The 18,403-nt window shown below is 70.4% G+C and carries 13 protein-coding genes, 2 tRNA genes and 2 pseudogenes; 7 read left to right on the top strand and 10 right to left on the bottom strand.

Features of this window, described 5'->3' with window-relative positions; all coding sequences use genetic code 11:
• Positions 1 to 8 precede the first annotated feature (8 nt).
• Together ACIRBX_RS17485 and ACIRBX_RS17480 are read right to left on the bottom strand one after the other, a co-directional pair.
• The gene (locus ACIRBX_RS17485) at positions 9 to 212 is read right to left on the bottom strand and encodes a hypothetical protein (protein ID WP_402297653.1); all 204 of its coding nucleotides are present in this window, start codon (positions 210 to 212) and stop codon (positions 9 to 11) included.
• A gap of 125 nt (positions 213 to 337) precedes the next feature.
• Positions 338 to 508: pseudogene (locus ACIRBX_RS17480) on the bottom strand (ABC transporter ATP-binding protein); the annotation flags it as partial.
• Between the two features lie 387 nt (positions 509 to 895).
• Here ACIRBX_RS17480 and ACIRBX_RS17475 point away from each other — a divergent pair.
• The 3 genes and pseudogenes from ACIRBX_RS17475 (at position 896) to ACIRBX_RS17465 (ending at position 2,202) form a co-directional block, all read left to right on the top strand.
• Positions 896 to 969, top strand: a tRNA-Ile gene (locus tag ACIRBX_RS17475).
• A gap of 73 nt (positions 970 to 1,042) precedes the next feature.
• Positions 1,043 to 1,552 (top strand): annotated as a pseudogene (locus tag ACIRBX_RS17470) (UTRA domain-containing protein); the annotation flags it as partial.
• Positions 1,549 to 2,202, top strand: a complete 654-nt coding sequence (locus tag ACIRBX_RS17465) for a YdcF family protein (protein WP_402297573.1) — start codon at positions 1,549 to 1,551, stop codon at positions 2,200 to 2,202. The pseudogene ACIRBX_RS17470 and the gene ACIRBX_RS17465, both read left to right, overlap by 4 nt.
• A gap of 142 nt (positions 2,203 to 2,344) precedes the next feature.
• On the opposite strand, the gene ACIRBX_RS17460 is transcribed toward ACIRBX_RS17465, so the two are convergent.
• Together ACIRBX_RS17460 and ACIRBX_RS17455 are read right to left on the bottom strand one after the other, a co-directional pair.
• Positions 2,345 to 3,769: a hypothetical protein gene (locus ACIRBX_RS17460; RefSeq protein ID WP_402297571.1), complete on the bottom strand. Its 1,425-nt coding sequence runs from the start codon at positions 3,767 to 3,769 to the stop codon at positions 2,345 to 2,347.
• Positions 3,770 to 4,376: 607 nt separating this feature from the next.
• Positions 4,377 to 6,017 carry a hypothetical protein gene (locus ACIRBX_RS17455; protein ID WP_402297569.1) on the bottom strand — a complete coding sequence of 547 codons (1,641 nt, stop codon included), beginning with the start codon at positions 6,015 to 6,017 and terminating at the stop codon, positions 4,377 to 4,379.
• A gap of 656 nt (positions 6,018 to 6,673) precedes the next feature.
• On the opposite strand from ACIRBX_RS17455, the gene ACIRBX_RS17450 reads away from it, so the two are divergent.
• Positions 6,674 to 6,747 (top strand) — tRNA-Trp (locus ACIRBX_RS17450).
• Between the two features lie 65 nt (positions 6,748 to 6,812).
• On the opposite strand, the gene ACIRBX_RS17445 is transcribed toward ACIRBX_RS17450, so the two are convergent.
• Positions 6,813 to 7,619 (bottom strand): TrmH family RNA methyltransferase, encoded by an 807-nt coding sequence (locus tag ACIRBX_RS17445; RefSeq protein WP_402297567.1) that lies wholly within the window; start codon positions 7,617 to 7,619, stop codon positions 6,813 to 6,815.
• 99 nt (positions 7,620 to 7,718) lie between these two features.
• Here ACIRBX_RS17445 and ACIRBX_RS17440 point away from each other — a divergent pair, with 99 nt between their 5' ends.
• Positions 7,719 to 8,090 (top strand): hypothetical protein, encoded by a 372-nt coding sequence (locus tag ACIRBX_RS17440; protein WP_402297565.1) that lies wholly within the window; start codon positions 7,719 to 7,721, stop codon positions 8,088 to 8,090.
• Positions 8,091 to 8,115: 25 nt separating this feature from the next.
• On the opposite strand, the gene ACIRBX_RS17435 is transcribed toward ACIRBX_RS17440, so the two are convergent.
• Positions 8,116 to 8,838, bottom strand: a complete 723-nt coding sequence (locus tag ACIRBX_RS17435) for a DUF6193 family natural product biosynthesis protein (protein WP_402297564.1) — start codon at positions 8,836 to 8,838, stop codon at positions 8,116 to 8,118.
• Between the two features lie 45 nt (positions 8,839 to 8,883).
• The gene (locus tag ACIRBX_RS17430; RefSeq protein WP_402297561.1) at positions 8,884 to 9,864 is read right to left on the bottom strand and encodes an NAD-dependent epimerase/dehydratase family protein; all 981 of its coding nucleotides are present in this window, start codon (positions 9,862 to 9,864) and stop codon (positions 8,884 to 8,886) included.
• Positions 9,865 to 10,072: 208 nt separating this feature from the next.
• On the opposite strand from ACIRBX_RS17430, the gene ACIRBX_RS17425 reads away from it, so the two are divergent.
• Together ACIRBX_RS17425 and ACIRBX_RS17420 are read left to right on the top strand one after the other, a co-directional pair.
• Complete coding sequence (locus ACIRBX_RS17425; protein WP_402297560.1) at positions 10,073 to 11,581, top strand: S1 RNA-binding domain-containing protein; 1,509 nt, start codon at positions 10,073 to 10,075, stop codon at positions 11,579 to 11,581.
• Between the two features lie 36 nt (positions 11,582 to 11,617).
• Positions 11,618 to 12,091 (top strand): hypothetical protein, encoded by a 474-nt coding sequence (locus ACIRBX_RS17420; RefSeq protein WP_402297649.1) that lies wholly within the window; start codon positions 11,618 to 11,620, stop codon positions 12,089 to 12,091.
• A 124-nt stretch (positions 12,092 to 12,215) separates the two neighbouring features.
• Here ACIRBX_RS17420 and ACIRBX_RS17415 read toward each other — a convergent pair whose 3' ends face one another.
• The 3 genes from ACIRBX_RS17415 to cobT all read right to left on the bottom strand — a co-directional run bounded on the left by ACIRBX_RS17415 (position 12,216) and on the right by cobT (position 18,011).
• Entirely contained in the window at positions 12,216 to 12,572 is a 357-nt protein-coding gene (locus ACIRBX_RS17415; RefSeq protein WP_402297558.1) for a hypothetical protein, read from the bottom strand.
• Positions 12,573 to 12,738: 166 nt separating this feature from the next.
• Entirely contained in the window at positions 12,739 to 13,980 is a 1,242-nt protein-coding gene (cobA, locus tag ACIRBX_RS17410; protein WP_402297557.1) for a uroporphyrinogen-III C-methyltransferase, read from the bottom strand.
• A 104-nt stretch (positions 13,981 to 14,084) separates the two neighbouring features.
• Positions 14,085 to 18,011, bottom strand: coding sequence for a nicotinate-nucleotide--dimethylbenzimidazole phosphoribosyltransferase (gene cobT / locus ACIRBX_RS17405; RefSeq protein WP_402297555.1), 3,927 nt, complete (start codon positions 18,009 to 18,011; stop codon positions 14,085 to 14,087).
• Positions 18,012 to 18,403 lie beyond the last annotated feature (392 nt).

Below are 18,403 nucleotides of genomic sequence, written 5' to 3'. Positions count from 1 at the left end.
GTCTCGTCTTATCCGGCCGCCGCCAGCAGAGCGCGGGTGCAGTCGGTGTGGGGCGCGGCGAACAGTCCGTCCCGGGGCGCCCGTTCGACCAGGCGCCCCCGGTGCACGACGGCGATCCGGTCGCAGAAGTGCCGGACCACCGCGAGGTCGTGCGAGACGAACAGGAAGGCGACACCGAGGCGGTCGCGCAGCTCGGCGAGCAGGTTGAGCACCCGGGCCTGGACGGAGACGTCGAGGGCGGAGACCGGTTCGTCGGCGATGACCAGGCGGAGCCCGGGGCCAGCGCCCGGGCGATGCCGATCCGCTGCCGCTGACCGCCGGAGAACTCCTGCGGGTGCCGGTCCAAGTAGGCTGCGGCGAGGCCGACTTGCTCCAGCGGCTCGGCGGAGCGCTCGCGCCGCTGGGCGGCGGTGAGGGTGGCGTGCAGGCGCAGCGGGGTGTCCAGGGTCTGGGCGACGGTGCGGCGCGGGTTGAGGGAGGCGTACGGGTCCTGGAAGACCAGCTGCACCTCGCGGGCCGGCCGGCGGCGCAGCGCCCGGTCGGGGCGGGTGGCGTCCTGGCCGTCGTAGCGAGCAGGCGGAGGCCGGCAGCGCGGTGGCGAGGACTGTGAGGGTCGATCGGTTCGGGCGCTTGGCGGAGTGCCTCCTTGCCCTGGGGTGTGGCGCGGTAGAGGGGGCGGTGTCTGACGGTCGGTCAGCGGGCGGAGGCGCGCGAGTCCAGCGTCCCCGACGGCGTCGCCGAGCAGGTTGAACGCGAGCACGAAGTGCCATGTCGCCGCAACAAGACAACGGACATAGCGAGATGAAAGGGCCTGACTGTCAGCTCGTCTGAGGAAAACCAGGTGACCCCGTGGCGGACGGGGCCGCAGAATCGAGCCAACGGCCGCGAGGCCGGACAGCCCGTAGCTCAGTCGGTCAGAGCACCGCCCTGATAAGGCGGGGGTCGCTGGTTCAATTCCAGCCGGGCTGACCGCGCGTGACCTGCACAGAAGCCCCGGACCGATCACGGTCCGGGGCTTCTGACATCAGGGTCTGACATCAACGCCGACCGGGTCGCCTCGGGGCGGGCCTACCAGCGGAACGAGCAGACCCAGACCGTGGAACGCATAGCCGCACCGGCTCTTGTCGCCGCGGCGCACGGCCTGCCGGCCGACTCCCCGGTGTACGCGCGAGCGCGGCTCGTCAAGGAAGGCGAGCAGCCCACGCACACCCTGACCAGCTACTACAGGCCCGAGCACGTTGAGGGGACAATCTTGGTGGACCCGACTCCCGGACCGGCCGGTCGTGGCGGTGGCTTCCGGGTGCTCTATGACGCCGGCTTCGAGATCGACCACATGCGGGAGGAGCTGTTCGCCCGAGCGGCGACCCCCGAAGAGGTGAAGCTCCTCCAACTTCCCTCCGGCGAGCCAGTCGTGGAGCTGCACCGGACGACCTACACAGCCGACGGCACTGTGGTCGAGTTCGCCATCGGCGTGCACGCCGCATCACGGTTCGCCTGGCGGTACGACTTCGAGGTGCCCGACACCAGCCAGGCCGAGAAGGTGAGCAAGTGACGTCGCAACAGGACCTCACGGACGCTCAGATCATCTGGGACTACCACCAGATGCACCACGACCCGCGCCCGTGCTCCGTGGCCATAGGGCTCGGCAGCCACGACCTCAGCGTCGCGGACGTCACCGCTGACCTCTACCACCAGGGCCTCGTGCCACTTGTCGTCTTCACCGGAGCAACGAGTCCCACGACCCAGGCGATCATGCCGCGCGGCGAAGCTGTCCACTACCGTGAGCGGGCTGTCGAACTCGGTGTACCCAACTCCGCCGTCCTGGTCGAGCCGCAGGCCCGCAATACCGGCGACAACATCCGGTTCTCGCGGGAACTGCTGGACAAGGCCGGGGTGAAGGTCTCGTCCGTGCTGCTGGTCAGCAAGCCGTATGAGGAGCGGCGGGCCTACGCGACTGCTCGGAAGCTCTGGCCAGAGGTGGACATCGTCAGCGCCTCCACGGCGCAGACCTTCGATGAGTATCTGATTTCCATCGGCGATGACCGGAAGGTCATCGCCATGCTCGTCGGCGCCCTGCAACGTCTCCTTATCTATCCACAGCAGGGATTCACGATCAGCCAGCCAGTACCAGCCGAGGCCCTCAACGCATACGAGCGCTTGGTATCACGCGGCTATACGAGTCGTCTCATTCCGACCGACTGACGGTCAAACTTGAGACCTCGTGTCGGCACTTCAACGAGGGTGGAGTCGACCGTCCTACCGGTAGACTCCACCCTCGTTCTGCGACATATGCCATGCTGCAGGCTCGCGATCAAAGACCTTCTTCCGCTTCTACGGGCAACGACTAGCCGCCCATTTTAGCCTCAAGATATTTTTGCAAAGCGCTCAATCCAGCGGCTTCCACAGTGCCACCCAAACGCATCAAAAACCCCTTGAGTCGCTGCTTGGCTGTCAATCGATCGGTATTGCGGGCGTCCGGATCTTCCAGTTCGTGAACCGCACTCTCCAGGGCTGCCCTATCACTACCGCCATGAGAAGCAACCAGATCCAAGATCTCCCGGGCTTCCGCCCCAAGATTTACCGTGCCGTCAATGCTCTGCACCACTGTCCCTTGCAGGCCATTGAAGATCTGCTGATTGATTACCACTCCGGAATTAGCGGAAGGACGGAATCCTGCCATTATCCCAGCGATCGACCCCTGGGCTCCGGGTGTCAGGTTATCAATAAACTCCTCCAACGCTCCAGGCGGCGCACCAAAACCGTCGCACGCGTCAAGGATTTCAGATTCAAGCCTGTGGCGAATTTGCAGAATTCTCGTCTCCCGCTGCTGCCGCATGTCTACATTTAGTCGCCGCACGGCTTTCCCGTACTTGGTGACCAGCACCGCAGCATGCTGGTAATCGATTCCACTCGCAGAGAGCTGCCCTTCAGCCGCATCTGGGTCACTGACGCAGAGACTGAGGAAGCTAGAGAATCTGTCGAATTCATTGTTCATCAACTGAGGCAAAAGTGAATCTCCGCCAAAGAATTCGTAAACTCGGCCAGCGGCAGTGCTGTACCCATCGCGACGTACCGCATGTCGCCCTACCTGAGTAAGCCAATCCTGGAACAATTCAAGGAGCCGGTCCGCCTCCGTTGCATAGAGCCTGCCGGATGGAACATATACTCGGAACAGTAGATTATTCTCATGGTCGCCGAGAAATGAGTCGGAGAGGACATACATTTCCGCATTCGTTCGATATGGGATTACTGTAATCGAACAGCGATCAAGCAACTCCAGGACTCGGACCCGGATAGCTTCATCTGGAGGCGTCAGATATGTACGCTTAACGTGATCCCAATAAGAGTCGATATCCGAATCTTCGTCATACTCTTGCGGAGAGTCGGCGACAGTGGACTCCCCACTGAGGATTGATTCGTGAGCAAGCAGAAGATGCGGCTTATTCCCAAGAGCCGCAAAGAGGCTTTCCGCGACCCTGAAGTACTCATCACTGCAGATCATCTTGAAGTTCCAGGATGTCAACTTGGCAACCACTCCCGTGACATCTGGATCTTTAATGATGTCGGTGATGGATTCCCAGTTTTCCGGGCGAGAAGTAAGGCTCTTTCTTCTATACTGAGCCCCCGAAACCTTGAGGTTCTTGATGGAAAAGTCGCTATCGTTTGATCCAATGAAAAGAAACCTACGAACTGATCCAGATTCCACCTTAGTGCACCCTTCGCCCGAGTCGGCCTTGGCAGCTCCGCCACCTGCATCATAGTGCGGCATGCTCCGCATCGCTGGCAGTTCTCACAATCCAGCCATCGAGGTCATATTTTCACCGTGAGGTGTAAATATAAACTCTCAGATGTTCAGTCGCGGAAAGAGCGAACGATTTACTCGGATGGCAAGTCGTGGCGGATCCCCGTACACGTAAGAAGCTGCGCTTCAGACGGTGCCTGCCTCGACTACCTCTCGGCGTCTCCAGGGAAGATCATCGATTCTCTCCCCGGCCCCTACTGCCTTCCCCTCTAGCGAGGTGTTTAAAGCGCCCCACGGACGAGCCGGGGCATCCGTGGCGACGATTGCGGCCCCATCGTCGAAGTGACCGCGAAGCGCCCCAGGTGGGGGCGTGATAGTTGTCCGGATATCCATCCGATGAGACAACAGGCGAACCTGTACAAGGGCGCGCAGACGTGCCGCGCACAGCCTCAACCGCTGGCCGCCGCTCCTGTCCTCGCCCCGCTTCGGCGGCCGGCCGCGCCAGGCGACGGATGGTCCGATCTGGGCCAACCTCGCCTTGGCGGGCGGGCGGCTCCTCGGTTTACCCACCCATCGCTCCCACGGCTCACAATAAGCAAGACTGGGGGCACCACCCGCACACTCACACTCCCCCTCAGCCAGTATCACCCGTACGGCCTTGGAAAGTGTATTCGCCTAGATCAGCTGATTTGTGCGACAGTACTCTGTTTAGGAATTTTTCGAGGCTGGCATCCAACCCACCACTCTCGCCAAAAACCTCTTCCGAGATCTCCCTGAACGACTGCCCTACAGTTGGCGAAATTGACTCGGCGCTTCTCACGCATTCCGCGATCAGTACGGCGGCAAGCGCGTCAAGGGCATGTCCACGAGCAGTGTGAATAGCGTCCTCGGCCTCAGCATCCGGTTGGATAACTTGAAGAATCTCGCGTGCCCCGTCCCATCGGATACGCTTATGAGCGTGCGCGAATTCCCCCAATGCCCGATTGAAGGCAGTCAGGCGACGCCACCCTGCAGCATCAAGCCAGTCTTTGGGAGTGGTGGAAGTTGAATTCTCCAGCTTTTCTGCCTTGTCTGGCCTTGTCGACCAGGTCTTAAGGCGCGCGCACTGCTCCAGGATCACCCGCATGACGGCAAGGGAGCGGTCATCATCCTCCAACCACAGCCAATAAGCCGACCGCATTGCAGAGGAACAAATTGCCGCCGCATTTCCGCGCATAGAGTCGCCAAGCCAAATCGCCAGCAACCCAGCCATCTCACCAGCCAGGACATAGGGGAATTCCCGGCCGCTCAGCGAGTCGATATCAAAGTCTTGACCAAGCCTCCTCTTTTCCATCTCGAAGCTCCGAAGTGACCATCGGGCAGCACGAGCCCGCCGCTCACCGAAGGAAAGCATGGCCATCTCATCATCCCGATACAGCCTGCCGGCTGGCCGCTGTCCTCGCAGGAGAAGGCTGTAGTTTCTATCTACAGCCTTCAGCTCGGAAACGATATCTTGACCCAATCCAGTTTTGGGGTGAAGTGGGATCAGAAACCGTAGGGGCGGCGGTGACTCTCCGGCATATACAAGCTCCGGAAGCGCGAGAAGACCGTGCGCGGTATGGCTATCTCCGGTCTCTTCTGCGAGCGTCGCTAGGCAAACTCGTACTTGGCGGAGATTCAGCATCATCACGTCCGCAAGCAATGACGAGACCTTCGCTCCTTCTTTCGATTCACCCTCCAGAAGACTAGAGGCCTCCCAGCGAGTGGCATTCATAGAACCCGGCCGGCCGTGCAATATTTCCGACATTTCATTCATGAGCCTAGCCGGGTAGACATAATAGTCCTTCCCGAGCTGAACAGATAGGTCCGACCCTCGTTCATCAGACCCCTCCTCTTCCCATGAATCACCATCCACGGAAGGCAGGTCTGGCTCAGCCGAGCAAGGAGCCTTCGAATACAGGGTCGACCATGCTCTCGCGGAAAATTCGGCAAAGCTCTCGCCGGTCCGATGCTCGACCCTCGCATTAAAGGCTACATTCTCAGTCCATCGCTCGAATTGCGACCGCAGAATCGCCGCAGCGCCTACATATTGCCCACTAAATAGCAGCCTGGCTGCAACACATGCGCTATCTGCCCCCCAGGCCAAATGGTCAATCCATTTCCCCGACCACATTGCAGGATGCCTGTCTCTTGTTGCCCCAAGCCGCTGCAATGAAAGGTCAATCATTGCAAATGCCGAGAATGCCGCCAGCACGGGACGAACAGGCTCGCCAACCAAACCACCGATGTTCAGCATGCGCTTGTTATGCCGCGCGACTAGCGTCTCTATTACATGCCGCGAACCGAGGCGTGCCAGTTCTTCATACTCAGCTAGGCCGGATCCCCGACGGGCGCCACGACGCTCTGCCCGATCAGCCCTGCGCCGCTCTTGCCGCAGCTTCTCCTCATGCGTCGCGGCACCCGTTCGCAGATCTTTCTTCCGGCGACTGGCCTTGCCCATGCTCGCTCCGAACATCAAGGGACAACATCCGCGCCATCGTCCCCCATTTGGGACAGCTCGACCACTGGTTTGCCACCAATGCCCGTACAGTTTTTCGATCACTGATACTTACGAGAGATCCAGACGTCGGAGCCCTCGCCCAGGGAGGCCCTTCCCCCACAGCGGGCGGGTTCCTGGGTTACTTCGGGACGAAGAGGTCGACTTTGAGATGGCCCGCGGGGCCCGGACCACCGCCGGCGGTCCGGGCCCCGCGCTCGTTCGGAGCGGCCAAGGCCTCGGAGGTACAAGTCATCTGACATCAGAGTCTGACATCAACAGCAGCGGACGCCAGCGGTCCAGCAAGCATGTGGACGGAGCGGACTCCCCGTCCGGCAGTGCGGCCGTTCTCGTCAGGAGGTTCCCCGGTCGAACTGATAAGGCGGGGGTCGCTGGTTCAGTTCCAGCCGGGCTGAGCGGGTGTAGCTCAATTGGCCAGAGCAGCCGCCTCCAAAGCGGCAGGCTGGGGGTTCGAGTCCCTCCACCCGTGCAGCGAACGCCCCTGGCGGGCCCCGGCCTACGATCCGGGCCGGACGAGAGTGGAAGGGCCCGGAGTCAGAGGCCGGTGTTGACGGCGTAGAAGGTGACGGCTGCGGCGGCTCCCACGTTGAGGGAGTCGATGCCGTGGGACATCGGGATGCGGACCCGGCGGGTGGCGGCGGCCAAGGCCTTGGGGGTGAGGCCGTCGCCCTCGGCGCCGAGCATCACGGCGGCCTTGGGGAGGGTGTGCGGGGCGGTGGCGTTCAGGTCGTCGGCACCGGCGGGGGTGAGGGCGAGCAGTTCGAAGCCGGCCTCGCGGACGGTGGCCAGGGCGGCGGGCCAGGGGTCGAGGCGGGCGTAGGGGACGGAGAAGACCGCGCCCATCGAGACCTTGACGGCCCGTCGGTAGAGCGGGTCGGCGCAGTCCGGCGAGAGCAGGACGGCGTCCATGCCGAGGGCGGCGGCGCTGCGGAAGATGGCGCCGATGTTGGTGTGGTCGACCAAGCCCTCCAGGACGGCCACCCGGCGGGCGCCGCCGAGGAGTTCGGCCGCCTCCGGGAGCGGCTTGCGCTCCATCGAGGCGAGCGCGCCCCGGTGCACGTGGTAGCCGGTGACCTCCTCGGCGAGGCCGGGCTCCACGACGTGGACCGGCGCCGGGGTCTCGGCGATCACGTCGGCCATCACGTCCAGCCACTTCGGGGTGAGCAGCATCGACCGCATCCGGTACCCGGCCGCCACTGCCCGGCGGATCACCTTCTCGCCCTCGGCGATGAAGAGGCCCTCCTCGGGCTCGCGCCGGCGGCGCAGCTCGACGTCGGTCAGGCCGGTGTAGTCGGCCAGGCGCGGGTCGGTCGGGTCGGTGATGGTGCTCGGTTCTGCCATCCGTCGATCTTGGCACAGGTGGGGAGGGGTGGCGTGCGGCGCTCAGGCGCCGGAGCAAGGGGCGGGGAGGTGAGAGGACGGGGAGGCGATGATGGGCGCATGGCCGTCGTCTCGATCGAACCCCGTGCGCTGAACGCCGCCGAGCGCGCCGTCCTGGAGCACCTGCTCGCCGCCGACTTCCCCGGCGCCCTGGAGCTGCGCGCCCAGCTGGACCGGGTCGAGGTGGTGGCCGCCTGGTCGGAGCGGTCGGTCAGTGTCGACCTGCGGGTGCGCGGGGCGGCGGAGTCCGGCCGGAGGTCCGTGCTGCTGCCGGTCGGCGCCGAGGTGTACGCCGAGGACGGCGGGTACGTCGGGGAACTGCTGCTGTGGGCGGAGGGCGGGGAGTACCTGTCCGCGTTGGAGTACGCCTGGGTGACGGACGAGATGCCGACCGTGCTGCCCGCCGTGGAGCGGCTCCGCGTGGGGGTCTGACGGCGGGTCGGCCGGGCCGGGGCGTTCAGGTCGCCGGGCCGAGGCCCTCCGGCAGCGCGGCCGCCACCAGGGCGGCGGCCTCCTCCGCGGTCGCGGTGCGCGCGACCAGTTCGTGGTTGTCGTAGACCGCGTACCCGTCCTCGGGGTCGGGAGCAATGACGTGGCCCACCGGATACCGCCAGCCGTCCTCGATCCGGTGGGAGAACCAGAGGTCGAAGTGGCTGTTGACCGGCATCAGCTGACGGAGCGCCGACTGGGCGTACGCGGCCGCGACCAGCGCGTGGGCCTCGGGGAAGCGGTCGTACGGCGGCAGGTGGACCCGGTCCAGCTTGAGGCGCCAGGTCAGCTCCACCCGGCCGAGCGGCTCCCGCTCGTGGGCCAGGGCCCAGGGCCGGAACCCGATGAACGGGGCGCGCTCCCGGGTCTCCTCCAGACCTACCCCGGCGATCCACGCGACCGTCGCCCGGACCACCTCGTCCAGGTCGTCGGTGCAGCCGCCGGCCAGCCGGGGGCCGCCCTGCTGGAGGTTGACCTGGAACGGTTGCTGCCACGCCTCGTCCGGCGGGTAGACCGTCACCCGCCGGGCACCCCCGTCCGCGCCGTACTCCGCGATCCGGCCCGAGTCCCGTGCCGGGGCGGGCCACTCCACTCCGAGCTGCTCCGCCGCCCGCCGCAGGGCGGCGCTGAGCCCCCCGGGGCCCCACGCGTCGTCGTGTTCCACGTCGTCCGCCCCCGCCCCTGTTTCCACCGGTCCAGTCTGCCCGACGTGCCTCCCCGGGGTGCTGACGGGGGGTCAGCCCGCCAGTGCGCGGAGGAGTTCGCGCTCCCGCTCTTCGGTCAGGCCCGCGGCGAGCTCCGGGGCGTCGGTGCGGATCCAGTGGAGCAGGTCGGTGAGGACCTCGGTGCGGGGGCGGTGGGTCATCCCGGCCGCGAGGGCGGCGGCACCCGGGCGGGTGGAGTGGCTCGCGTACTCGGGGTCGGCCAGCCACATCGGGAGGGAGTCCGGGCCCATCCACTGGTTGACGCCCTGTTCCAGCAGCCAGGCAGAGGGCGCCGGGACCACCGGGCCGGTGTGGCCGCCGACGGTGCGGGAGAGCTCGACCCACTCGCCGAACGGGAGCACCGGACCGACCGCGTCGAAGGTGCCGGAGGTATCCCCCTCCGCGCAGTGCAGCAGCCAGGCGGCCAGGTCGCGGACGTCGATGACCTGGGTGGCGAGGTCCGGGGCGTCGGGGACCAGCAGGGGCTCCCTCGGGGCCCGGGCGGCGCGGTCCACCCAGTACGCGCTCCGGCCGGTGCGGTCGCCGGGGCCGCCGATCAGCCCGGCCCGGGCGATCAGCAGGCGGTCGCCGAGGGCCTGCGCGGAGGCCCGCTCGCAGGCGACCTTGGCCTCGCCGTACGTCTCGCGGGCGGCCTCCCGGCCTTCGAGCGCCGGGAGGAGCGGGGTGGTCTCGTCCGCGCCGAGCGGGTGCTCGGCGTAGGCACTCACCGAGGAGACGTAGCTCCAGTGCCGGGCGCGGGGCGCGAGGGCGTCCAGCGCGTCCCGAACGAAGCCGGGCTGCCAGCTCACCTCCACCACGGCGTCCCAGTCACGCCCCGTCAGTTCCCGGTACGCGCCGGGCTGCGAACGGTCCGCCGCGACGAGCGCGGCACCCTCCGCCACCCCGCCGCTCTCGCCCCGGGCGAGGCAGGTGACGCGGTGGCCGAGTGCGAGTGCCTGACGGGAGACTTCCCGGCCGAGCCAGGCGGTGCCTCCGAGTACGAGGAGATCCATGCCGCCCACCCAAGCACTCCCCCGCCCCCCTCGCCAGACCCTTCGCTGACGGCGGATCAGGGGCGGACCCGGATCGAAGGACCGCCCGCCGAGCGGTGGTGGGCGGAAACGGGCCGGAGGGGTGTCCGCTACGCTGCGCGCATGATTCTCTCTCCTGTCCACCCGCGACCGGCCCTCGGGGCGACTTCGAGCCGCGCGGGGCGCTGAGATGGCGCTCCACGTCCAGCGGCTGACCCCCGTGTCGGGGGGCCGGCTGGACCACCGGGAACGACTGCGGTTCGCCGAGGCGGCCGCGGAGGTGGTCGCCGGGGCAGCCCGGGCGGCCGGGGTCACCGAGTGGGTGATCGACAATCCGATGCTGGGTGGGTTCTTCTCCTTCCGGGCCGGCCGCAGCCGGGCGGAGCGGCGGCTGGCAGAGCTCCTTCCCGAGGGCCCGCCGGGCTTCCACGACGGTGCGAGGGTGCCGTTGGCGACCGGGGTAGGGCTGCTGCGGAGCGTGCTCGCGCGGGAGGGGCCGTGGTGCCGCCTCTCGGGGAGCGGTGGTTTCTTCGTGCACGTCGGCGAGGAGGACGACCTCTACATGGGCGGCGAACGACCGTTCGTGGTGGGCTCGTCGGAGCTGCTCGCCGTGCCGGTGCCGGCCTCGCCCTACCGGCCCGAGCTCGACGTACCGGCGGACGAACCGGTGTCGGACGACGCCTGGTGGCGACGGCTCGGGGAGCTGGTCGCCGGGGCCGGGGCGGTACTGGTCGAGGAGCGGTGGGCGGGGAACGCCCGGCGTTGGCACCGGCCGGCGGACGCCGGGGAGGTGGCCGCCCTGCGGGGTGTGCTGACCCCTCGGGCACGCCTGTGGGTGTGGCCGGACCTGAGCGAGGACATCGCGGCCGTGCGCACCGCCGTCCTCGGGTGCGGGGAGCGGCTGGAACTGCTCGTCCAGCGGTGGCCCGACGGCCGGTTCGCCCCGGAGCGGATCGCCGAGGCCTGGATGGGCCGGGACGACCTCAGCCATCCGACGATCTCCGACGGCCCGGGGCGGCGTGCCGCCCTGGTACCGCTGGGCCCTGGCGGCCCGGCCCCGCTGATGGCCGGTCAGCTGCCCGATCCCGACGGTGTCCTGCGGGCCCGCTGGCGCACCGACAGCACGCGGGCCGACCGGGTCCGGTCCCTGCTGGGCGCCGTCCGGGAAGGAGACCTCGTCACGGGGACGGTGGTGAGCGGACTGGACGACATCGGCGTGCACGTGGACCTGGAGCTGGGCGACGGCCCCGAGGGACTGGGACGCGGGCTCGGCTTCCTGCGCGTCCCCGAGATGTCCTGGGAGCGCTTCGACTCCGTCGACGAGATCGCCCCCGTCGGGCGGCGGATCCGGGCGGAGGTCCTCCACGTCGACCTGGAGCGGGAACAGGTCGCCCTGTCGGTGAAGGCCCTGACGCCCGACCCCTGGCGGCTGCCGGGACGACTCCCACCGGTGGGCGCGACGGTCCAGGGCGTGGTGACGTACCTGGTCCCGTTCGGCGCCTTCGTCCGGGTGGCCGAGGGAGTCGAAGGGATGCTCCACGTCTCCGAACTGACCGGTCCCGACGGTCTCCCGCCCGGACATCCGGAGGAGGTCCTGACGGTGGGTGAGGAGCTCGCCGTCCTGCTGTCCGACCTGGACCTGGACCGGCGCCGGATCGTCCTCGCCTCCCCGGAGCACCCACGGGCGGAGCCCCGCTGAGGGTCTCCGTAGGCTGCGCCGGGAGAGGCGGTGGCAGTGGAGATCACGGTGCAGTGGGTCAGGACCTTCTGGACGAAGGAGTCGCGGGGCGGTGAGGCCGCCGCGCGGCGGAACGCCACCCCGACGGGCTTCGTCCTGCCGACCGGCCTCGGCCCGCTCGCGCACCACGTCAGGATGGACGAGCGCCACGGCTTCACCCCGCAGGAGTCGCGGGTGGAGCGGCGCGAGGTAGCGGTCAGCCTGCGGGAGTCGGACGGCGCGCTGCGGGTGCTGCCCCGGGTGGACCCGCTGTTCGGGCTGCCGCCCCGGCACCGCCGGCCACCGGCCGTACGGCTGCGGCCGGGCCAGTGGGTGCGGTGGCAGCTCAACTACCGCTTCAGCAGCGCGGCGGGCGTCCGCGACTGGTCGTACTGGCTCGACACCTTCAACATCGCCTACGGCCCGGTGGCTCCTCAGGCGTTCCTGGCCGAGCCGACCGTGTCCGTCGACGAACGCGGCCCGGTCCGGTGATCCCTCCGGACGGGGTCGGGACCGACAGCACGTTCGGCGACGCGGTGCCCGTCCCGGAGCCGTTCGGCTTCGAGTCGGGCACCGCGGAGCTGATCCGCCGCCCGAGCTGACGGGGCGGCACCGGTCAGGCGTGCCAGAGGGCGTCGCGGCGGTGGCGGGCCGGGGGGACGTCAGCGCCGTCGACGGAGTGGCCGGCTCGGTGGAGGCCGCGGATGCGGTCGGCGGCGAGGCGGGCTCGGAGCCGGGCACGGCCGTTGGACGTGGCGATCATGGCGGTGAAGCCGTCCGTGCTGCCGTCGAGGCGGTTCCAGTGCCGGCTGCGGAGCCGGCGCAGGGTCGGGACCGGGACGGGGCGGCGGCCTTCGCGGGCGGCACGGGTCAGTTCGGCGTGCGGGTAGCGGAGGTCGAGGCGGGCGAGGGAGACCGGTCCGGGCTCAGCGGTGCGGAGCCGGTACGGGATGGTGCGGACGGTGCGGGACAAGGCGGGCCTCCGTAGGGCCCTCCGGGATTTCCGGAGGTACCTACGGGGGGGTGCGCGGTGTCGGACACGGTGCCGGGCCTCCCTCCGACGGACGTGACGATACGACGGCAGGGGCACGGTACCGCCGGGGAGGCCCCGCCCGGGAGGGGCGGGGCCTGACGGGGGGTCAGTGGTGGCCGAGGACGTTGACCACGTCGCCGATGACGATGACGGCCGGGGGCTTGATGCCCTCCGCCGTGACGGTGTCGGCGATGGTGGCGAGGGTGGCGTCGACCCGGCGCTGCGCGGCGGTGGTGCCCTCCTGGACGACCGCGACCGGGGTGGTGGCGGGGCGGCCGTGCTCGATCAGCTTGGCGGCGATGGCACCGATCTTGTCGACGGCCATCAGCAGGACCAGCGTGCCGGTCATCCGGGCGGCGGCGTCCCAGTTGGTGAGGGAGCGCTCGTCGGGGCCGACGTGGCCGGAGATGACGGTGAACTCGTGGGTCAGGCCCCGGTGGGTGACGGGGATGCCGACCGCCGCCGGGACGGAGATCGAGCTGGAGATGCCGGGGACCACGGTGACCGGGATGCCGGCCTCCACGCAGGCCAGCAACTCCTCGCCGCCGCGCCCGAAGACGTACGGGTCGCCGCCCTTGAGCCGGACCACGAACCTGCCGGCCTTGGCGTGGTCGATCAGGGTCCGGTTGATCGCCTCCTGGGCCATGTAGCGGCCGTAGGGGATCTTGGAGGCGTCGATCACCTCGACGTGCGGCGGCAGCTCGGCGAGCAGCTCGCGCGGGGCCAGCCGGTCGGCCACCACCACGTCGGCGTCGGCGAGCAGCCGCCGGCCGCGCACGGTGATCAGGTCCGGATCGCCCGGCCCGCCGCCGACCAGGGCCACGCCCGGCTCCCGGCTGCGGAACTGACGGGCCGCCAGCGAGCCGTCCCGCAGGGCGTCCACGATGGTGTCGCGGAGCGCGGCCGAGTGGCGCGGGTCTCCGGTGAGGACCGAGACGGTGGTGCCGGAGTCGCGGCCGGTGGCGGCCGTCCAGGCGGTGGCCGCGGCGGCGTCGTCGCTGCGGGCGCAGAACACCCGCAGGCGCTCGGCCTCGGCGGAGACCGCGGTGTTCACGGCCGGGTCGTCGGTGGCGACCAGCGCGTACCAGGAGTCCGCCAGGTCGCCCTCGGCGTAGCCGCGCCGGTGCCAGGTCAGCTCGCCCGCGTCGGCCATCGCCTGGACGGCCGGGGTGGTGGCGGGCGATATCAGGTGCACCTCCGCCCCGGCGGCGAGCAGGGCGGGCAGCCGGCGCTGGGCGACCTGGCCGCCGCCGATCACCACCACGCGGCGGCCGGCCAGCAGCAGTCCGACGGGGTAGGGGGTGCGGCCCTCGGTGCTGGGGTGGGGGTTGGGCGCGGGGGTCGTCATCGGCGGTGCTCCTGGGGCTGGGGGAGAGGGTTTTGCGGTCGTACGGCAGCACTCCCCCGCACCGGCGCGCCCTCGGGCCGGTGTGGAGGAGTGCTGGGGTGGGACTAGTTCTTCTCGGTGACGCCGGCAGAGTCGAAGGTGGCTACATCGTGCATCGCGCGGGCCGCACTCTGCACCAGCGGGAGGGCCAGCAGGGCGCCGGTCCCCTCACCGAGACGGAGGTCCAGCTCGATCAGCGGGCGCAGGCCGAGCTTGTCGAGCGCGGCCTTGTGGCCGGGCTCGGCGGAGCGGTGACCGGCGATGCAGGCCGCCAGCACCTCGGGGGCGACGGCCTTGGCGACCAGGGCGGCCGACCCGGCGATCACGCCGTCCAGGATCACCGGGGTGCGCAGCGAGGCGGCGCCGAGCAGGAAGCCGGCGATGGCCGCGTGCTCCAGACCGCCGACGGCGGCCAGTACGCCGATCGGGTCGGCCGGGTCGGGCTGGTGGAGGGCCAGCGCGGTCCGGATCACCTCGATCTTGCGGGCGTGCGTCTCGTCGTCGATGCCCGTGCCGCGCCCGGTCACCTCGGCCGGGTCGAGGCCGGCGAAGACCGAGATCAGGGCGGCCGAAGCGGTGGTGTTGGCGATGCCCATGTCGCCGGTCACCAGCACCTTGTTGCCCGCCGAGACCAGGTCGCGGGCGGTCTCGATGCCGACCTCGATCGCCTTGAGCGCCTCCTCCCGGCTCATCGCCGGACCCTGCGTCATGTCGTCGGTGCCGGGCTTGACCTTGCGGGGCAGCAGGCCGGTGGTGCGGCCGTTCTGCACCGGGCCGGGCAGCTCGGCGGCCACGCCGACGTCGACCACGCAGACCTCGGCCCCGACCTGGGCGGCGAAGGCGTTGACCACCGCTCCCCCGGCCAGGAAGTTGGCCACCATCTGGGCGGTGACCTCCTGCGGCCAGGGGGTGACGCCCTGGGCGTGCACGCCGTGGTCGCCTGCGAAGACCGCCACGCAGCCGGGCTCCGGGATCGGCGGCGGGCACTTCCGGGAGAGCCCGCTGAGCTGGGCCCCGATGACCTCCAGCACGCCCAGCGAACCGGCCGGCTTGGTCATCCGCTTCTGCCGGTCCCAGGCCTCGCCGAGCGCCTTGGCGTCCAGCGGGCGGATGCCGCGCAGCGTCTCGGCCAGCAGGTCCGACGGCTCCTCGCCCGGCAGGGCGCGGTTGCCGTACTGCTCCTCGTGCACCACCCAGGAGAGCGGGCGCTTCTTGGCCCAGCCCTGCTGCTGGAGCTCGGGCTCGTCGGGGAAGGAGTCCACGTACCCGACGCAGAGGTACGCGACCACGTCGAGGTGGTCCGGCAGGCCCAGCTCGCGGACCATCTCCTCCTCGTCGAAGAAGCTCACCCAGCCGACGCCCAGGCCCTCCGCGCGAGCGGCCAGCCAGAGGTTCTCCACCGCCAGGGCGGCCGAGTACGGGGCCATCTGCGGCTGGGTGTGGCGGCCCAGGGTGTGCCGGCCGCCCCGGGTGCGGTCGGCGGTGACCACGATGTTCACCGGGGTCTCGAGGATGGCCTCGATCTTGATTTCCTTGAACTGCTTCGCCCGGGCCTTGGGCAGCGAGTCGGCGTACGCCTCGCGCTGACGCTCCGCCAGTTCGTGCATCTTGCGGCGGGTCTTGGCGGAGCGGATCACCACGAAGTCCCAGGGCTGCGAGTAGCCGACGCTGGGCGCGGTGTGGGCGGCCTCCAGGACCCGGATCAGCACCTCGTGCGGGATCGGGTCCGGGCGGAAGCCGTTGCGGATGTCGCGGCGCTCGCGGATCACCTGGTGGACGGCCTCGCGGGCGGCCTCGTCGAAGCCGGGGGCCGCGGGGAGACGCTCCTCGGCGGTGGTCCCGGCGTCGGCCTCGGTGGCGGTCCCGGTGGCCTCGTCCGGACGGTCGCCGTCCGGCACCTGGTCCGTGACGGCCTCGGCAGCCTCCTCCTGGGGGGCCTCCTGCTCGGGGGCCTCCTCGCCGCCGGCCACGGGCTCGGTGACAGCGGCGGTGTCGGTGACGGCCTCGGTGACGACCGGCTCGGGCTGAACGGGCGTCGGCTCCGCCTCGGCCGGCTCGGCAGCCGCGTCGCCCGGGACCACGGCCGGAGCCTGACCCTGCGTCGGCTCCGCCTCGACGGTCGGCAGACCGGCCGGGGCGGGTGCGGACAGGAAGGCGGAGATCCGACCGGGCTGACGGGCCGGGGCGGCGGCCTGCGCCGGGATGGCGACGGGCTCGGGCTGCTCCTCGACGGCAGGCATCTGCTCGGCCACGGGCTCGGCCTGCACCTCGGCGGCGGGCCCCACCTCGGCCACCGGCTCGGGCTCGACCGGAGCCTCGGAGGCGGCCTCGGCCGACGGGGCGTCAGCAGGGCCGCCCTCGACGGACGGCTGCTCCGGCGCGGCCTGCTCGCTGACGGACCGTTCGGCGGCGGGCTGCTCCTCCGACACCCCGGACTCAACCGCGGCCTCCGCCTCGGCGGCAGCCGCAGGCTCGGCGACCGGCGCAGCGAGCACCGGCTCCGGCACGGCCACCGGCTCCACGAACACGGGCTCCAGCGACACCGGAGCGGCCTGCGCCCGGACGGGCTCGGCAGCGGGCTGCCCGGCCTCGACGGGCTGGGACGGCTCGACGCCGAGGTCAGCGACGGGCGGGGCCTCGTTGACGACGGTCTCCACGACCGGGAGCTCGACGCCGACCGGCCCGGCCTCGGCGGGCGCCTCGGACCCGGGCACCGCCTGGACGGGCACCGGCTCGACCGGGATCGCCACCGGCTCCGGCCCGGCCACCACGGCCGCATCCGCCGGGGTCTCCACCGGAGCATCCGCCGGGGCGGCCTCGGGCTCGGCCGGGGCATCGGCCGGGGCCTCCGGCGGAAGCTCCGCCGAGGGCTCCGGGGAGGGCTCGACGGACGTCTCGGTGGGGAGCTCGACGGGGAGCTCCGCCACCGGCTCGCCCTGCGCCTCGGCCGACGGCTCACCCACCGGCTCGACGGCCGACTCGACCGCCGGAGCGGCGGCGGGCACGGCCTCGGCCACCGGCTGCGGCTGGGCGGGCACCGGGACGGCCTGCGGCGGCACCGTGGCCACCGGCGCCGGGACGGGCACGATCGGCACGCCGTACGCCGGGGTGCCACCGGACGGGCCCCGGTCGGCGAGCGAGCGGACCGGGACGTGACCGGTCATCAGGGACGGGTCCGGGATGGGCGGCCCGGCGTGCAGCGGCCGGCGCTGGGGCTGAGGGGGCGTCACCGGGACGGTCTGCACAACCGGTTCTGCGGCCGGCGCCGGCGCGGCCACCGGGACGGTGTTCGCCAGTGCGTCCGGCACCACACCGGGCGGGGTGAACTGACCGGTGGCGGGGCCGGCCACCGGGCTGCCGGGGAACGGCGAGGCGGCCAGGGGCGCGGTGAGCGGGTCGGTCAGGGGGTCGGTCAGGGGGTCGGCGAGCGGGGCGGTCAGCGGGTCCGCGCCGGGGAAGGCGGGAGCCTCGGCCGGGACCGGCGGGGCCAGCGGCGGCCAGGACGGTTCGACCGGGGTGCCGTAGGACGGCGTGTCCTGGGCGACCGGGGTGCCGTACGAAGGGGTGTCCTGAGCGACCGGGACGCCGTGCGCCGGGGTCCCGTGGGCGGGCGTCCCGTGGGCCGGGGTCCCGTGGGCGGGGGTGGCGAGCGGCTCGTCGATCGGACGGAGCGTCACGGTGTCGCCCAGCGGCGGGCCGAGGGTCGGCACCGGGCCGGCACCGGGGGCCGGCGCCGGGGCGACCCCGGGCACCGACGGGATCTCGCCGACCAGCACGGTCTCCACCCCGCCCTGCACCGGGGCGTCGCCCCAGGACTGCGGGCCGGGCATCAGCAGCAGGTCCTCCTCCTCGTCGTCGAGGAAGGTGTACGCGGCGTGCTGGGCCGGGGCGGGCCCCGTCAGCTGGACGCCCTCCGGGCGGCCGAGCGGGTCGGCACCGCCGAGCAGGTGCTCGGGCAGGCCCTCGCTGGGAACGTGGCCGCCATCGGTCATCTCAAAGCTCCTTCCGGGCGCTGCCGCACCCTTGGCGCGACCGGTCGCCGACCGCCGCGCCCCTCTCCGCTCGGGGCGAGCCGTGCTCCCGCCCGTCCATCCGTCCGTCCAGCCGCCCGGCGTCCGCCGTGCCGCGCTTCCGGACCGAGCGCCTCCCGTGGGAGGGGTGGCGCACCATCAGAAACAACGACAGCTGGGGACAACCGGCACGACCGCACCGGGCCCAACGGCATTCTTCCGGCCCGACCCGCGCCGCGTCGAATGTCCACGACCTCTCCGGGCTGTAAGTTCCGCCACGTCAGAAAGGTGGCAAACAGGCCGAACTGGACACGAACCGACGACCGCGAGCGGGCGGGAGGCTTCACCCTACCGGCCTGCCCCGAACGGACACC

This window comes from Kitasatospora sp. NPDC096147 (genome assembly GCF_044763225.1).
In the GTDB taxonomy this organism is placed as follows: Bacteria; Actinomycetota; Actinomycetes; order Streptomycetales; family Streptomycetaceae; genus Kitasatospora.
Note: the sequence above shows the minus strand (reverse complement) of the source record. Positions and strands in the feature narration are given on the sequence as shown.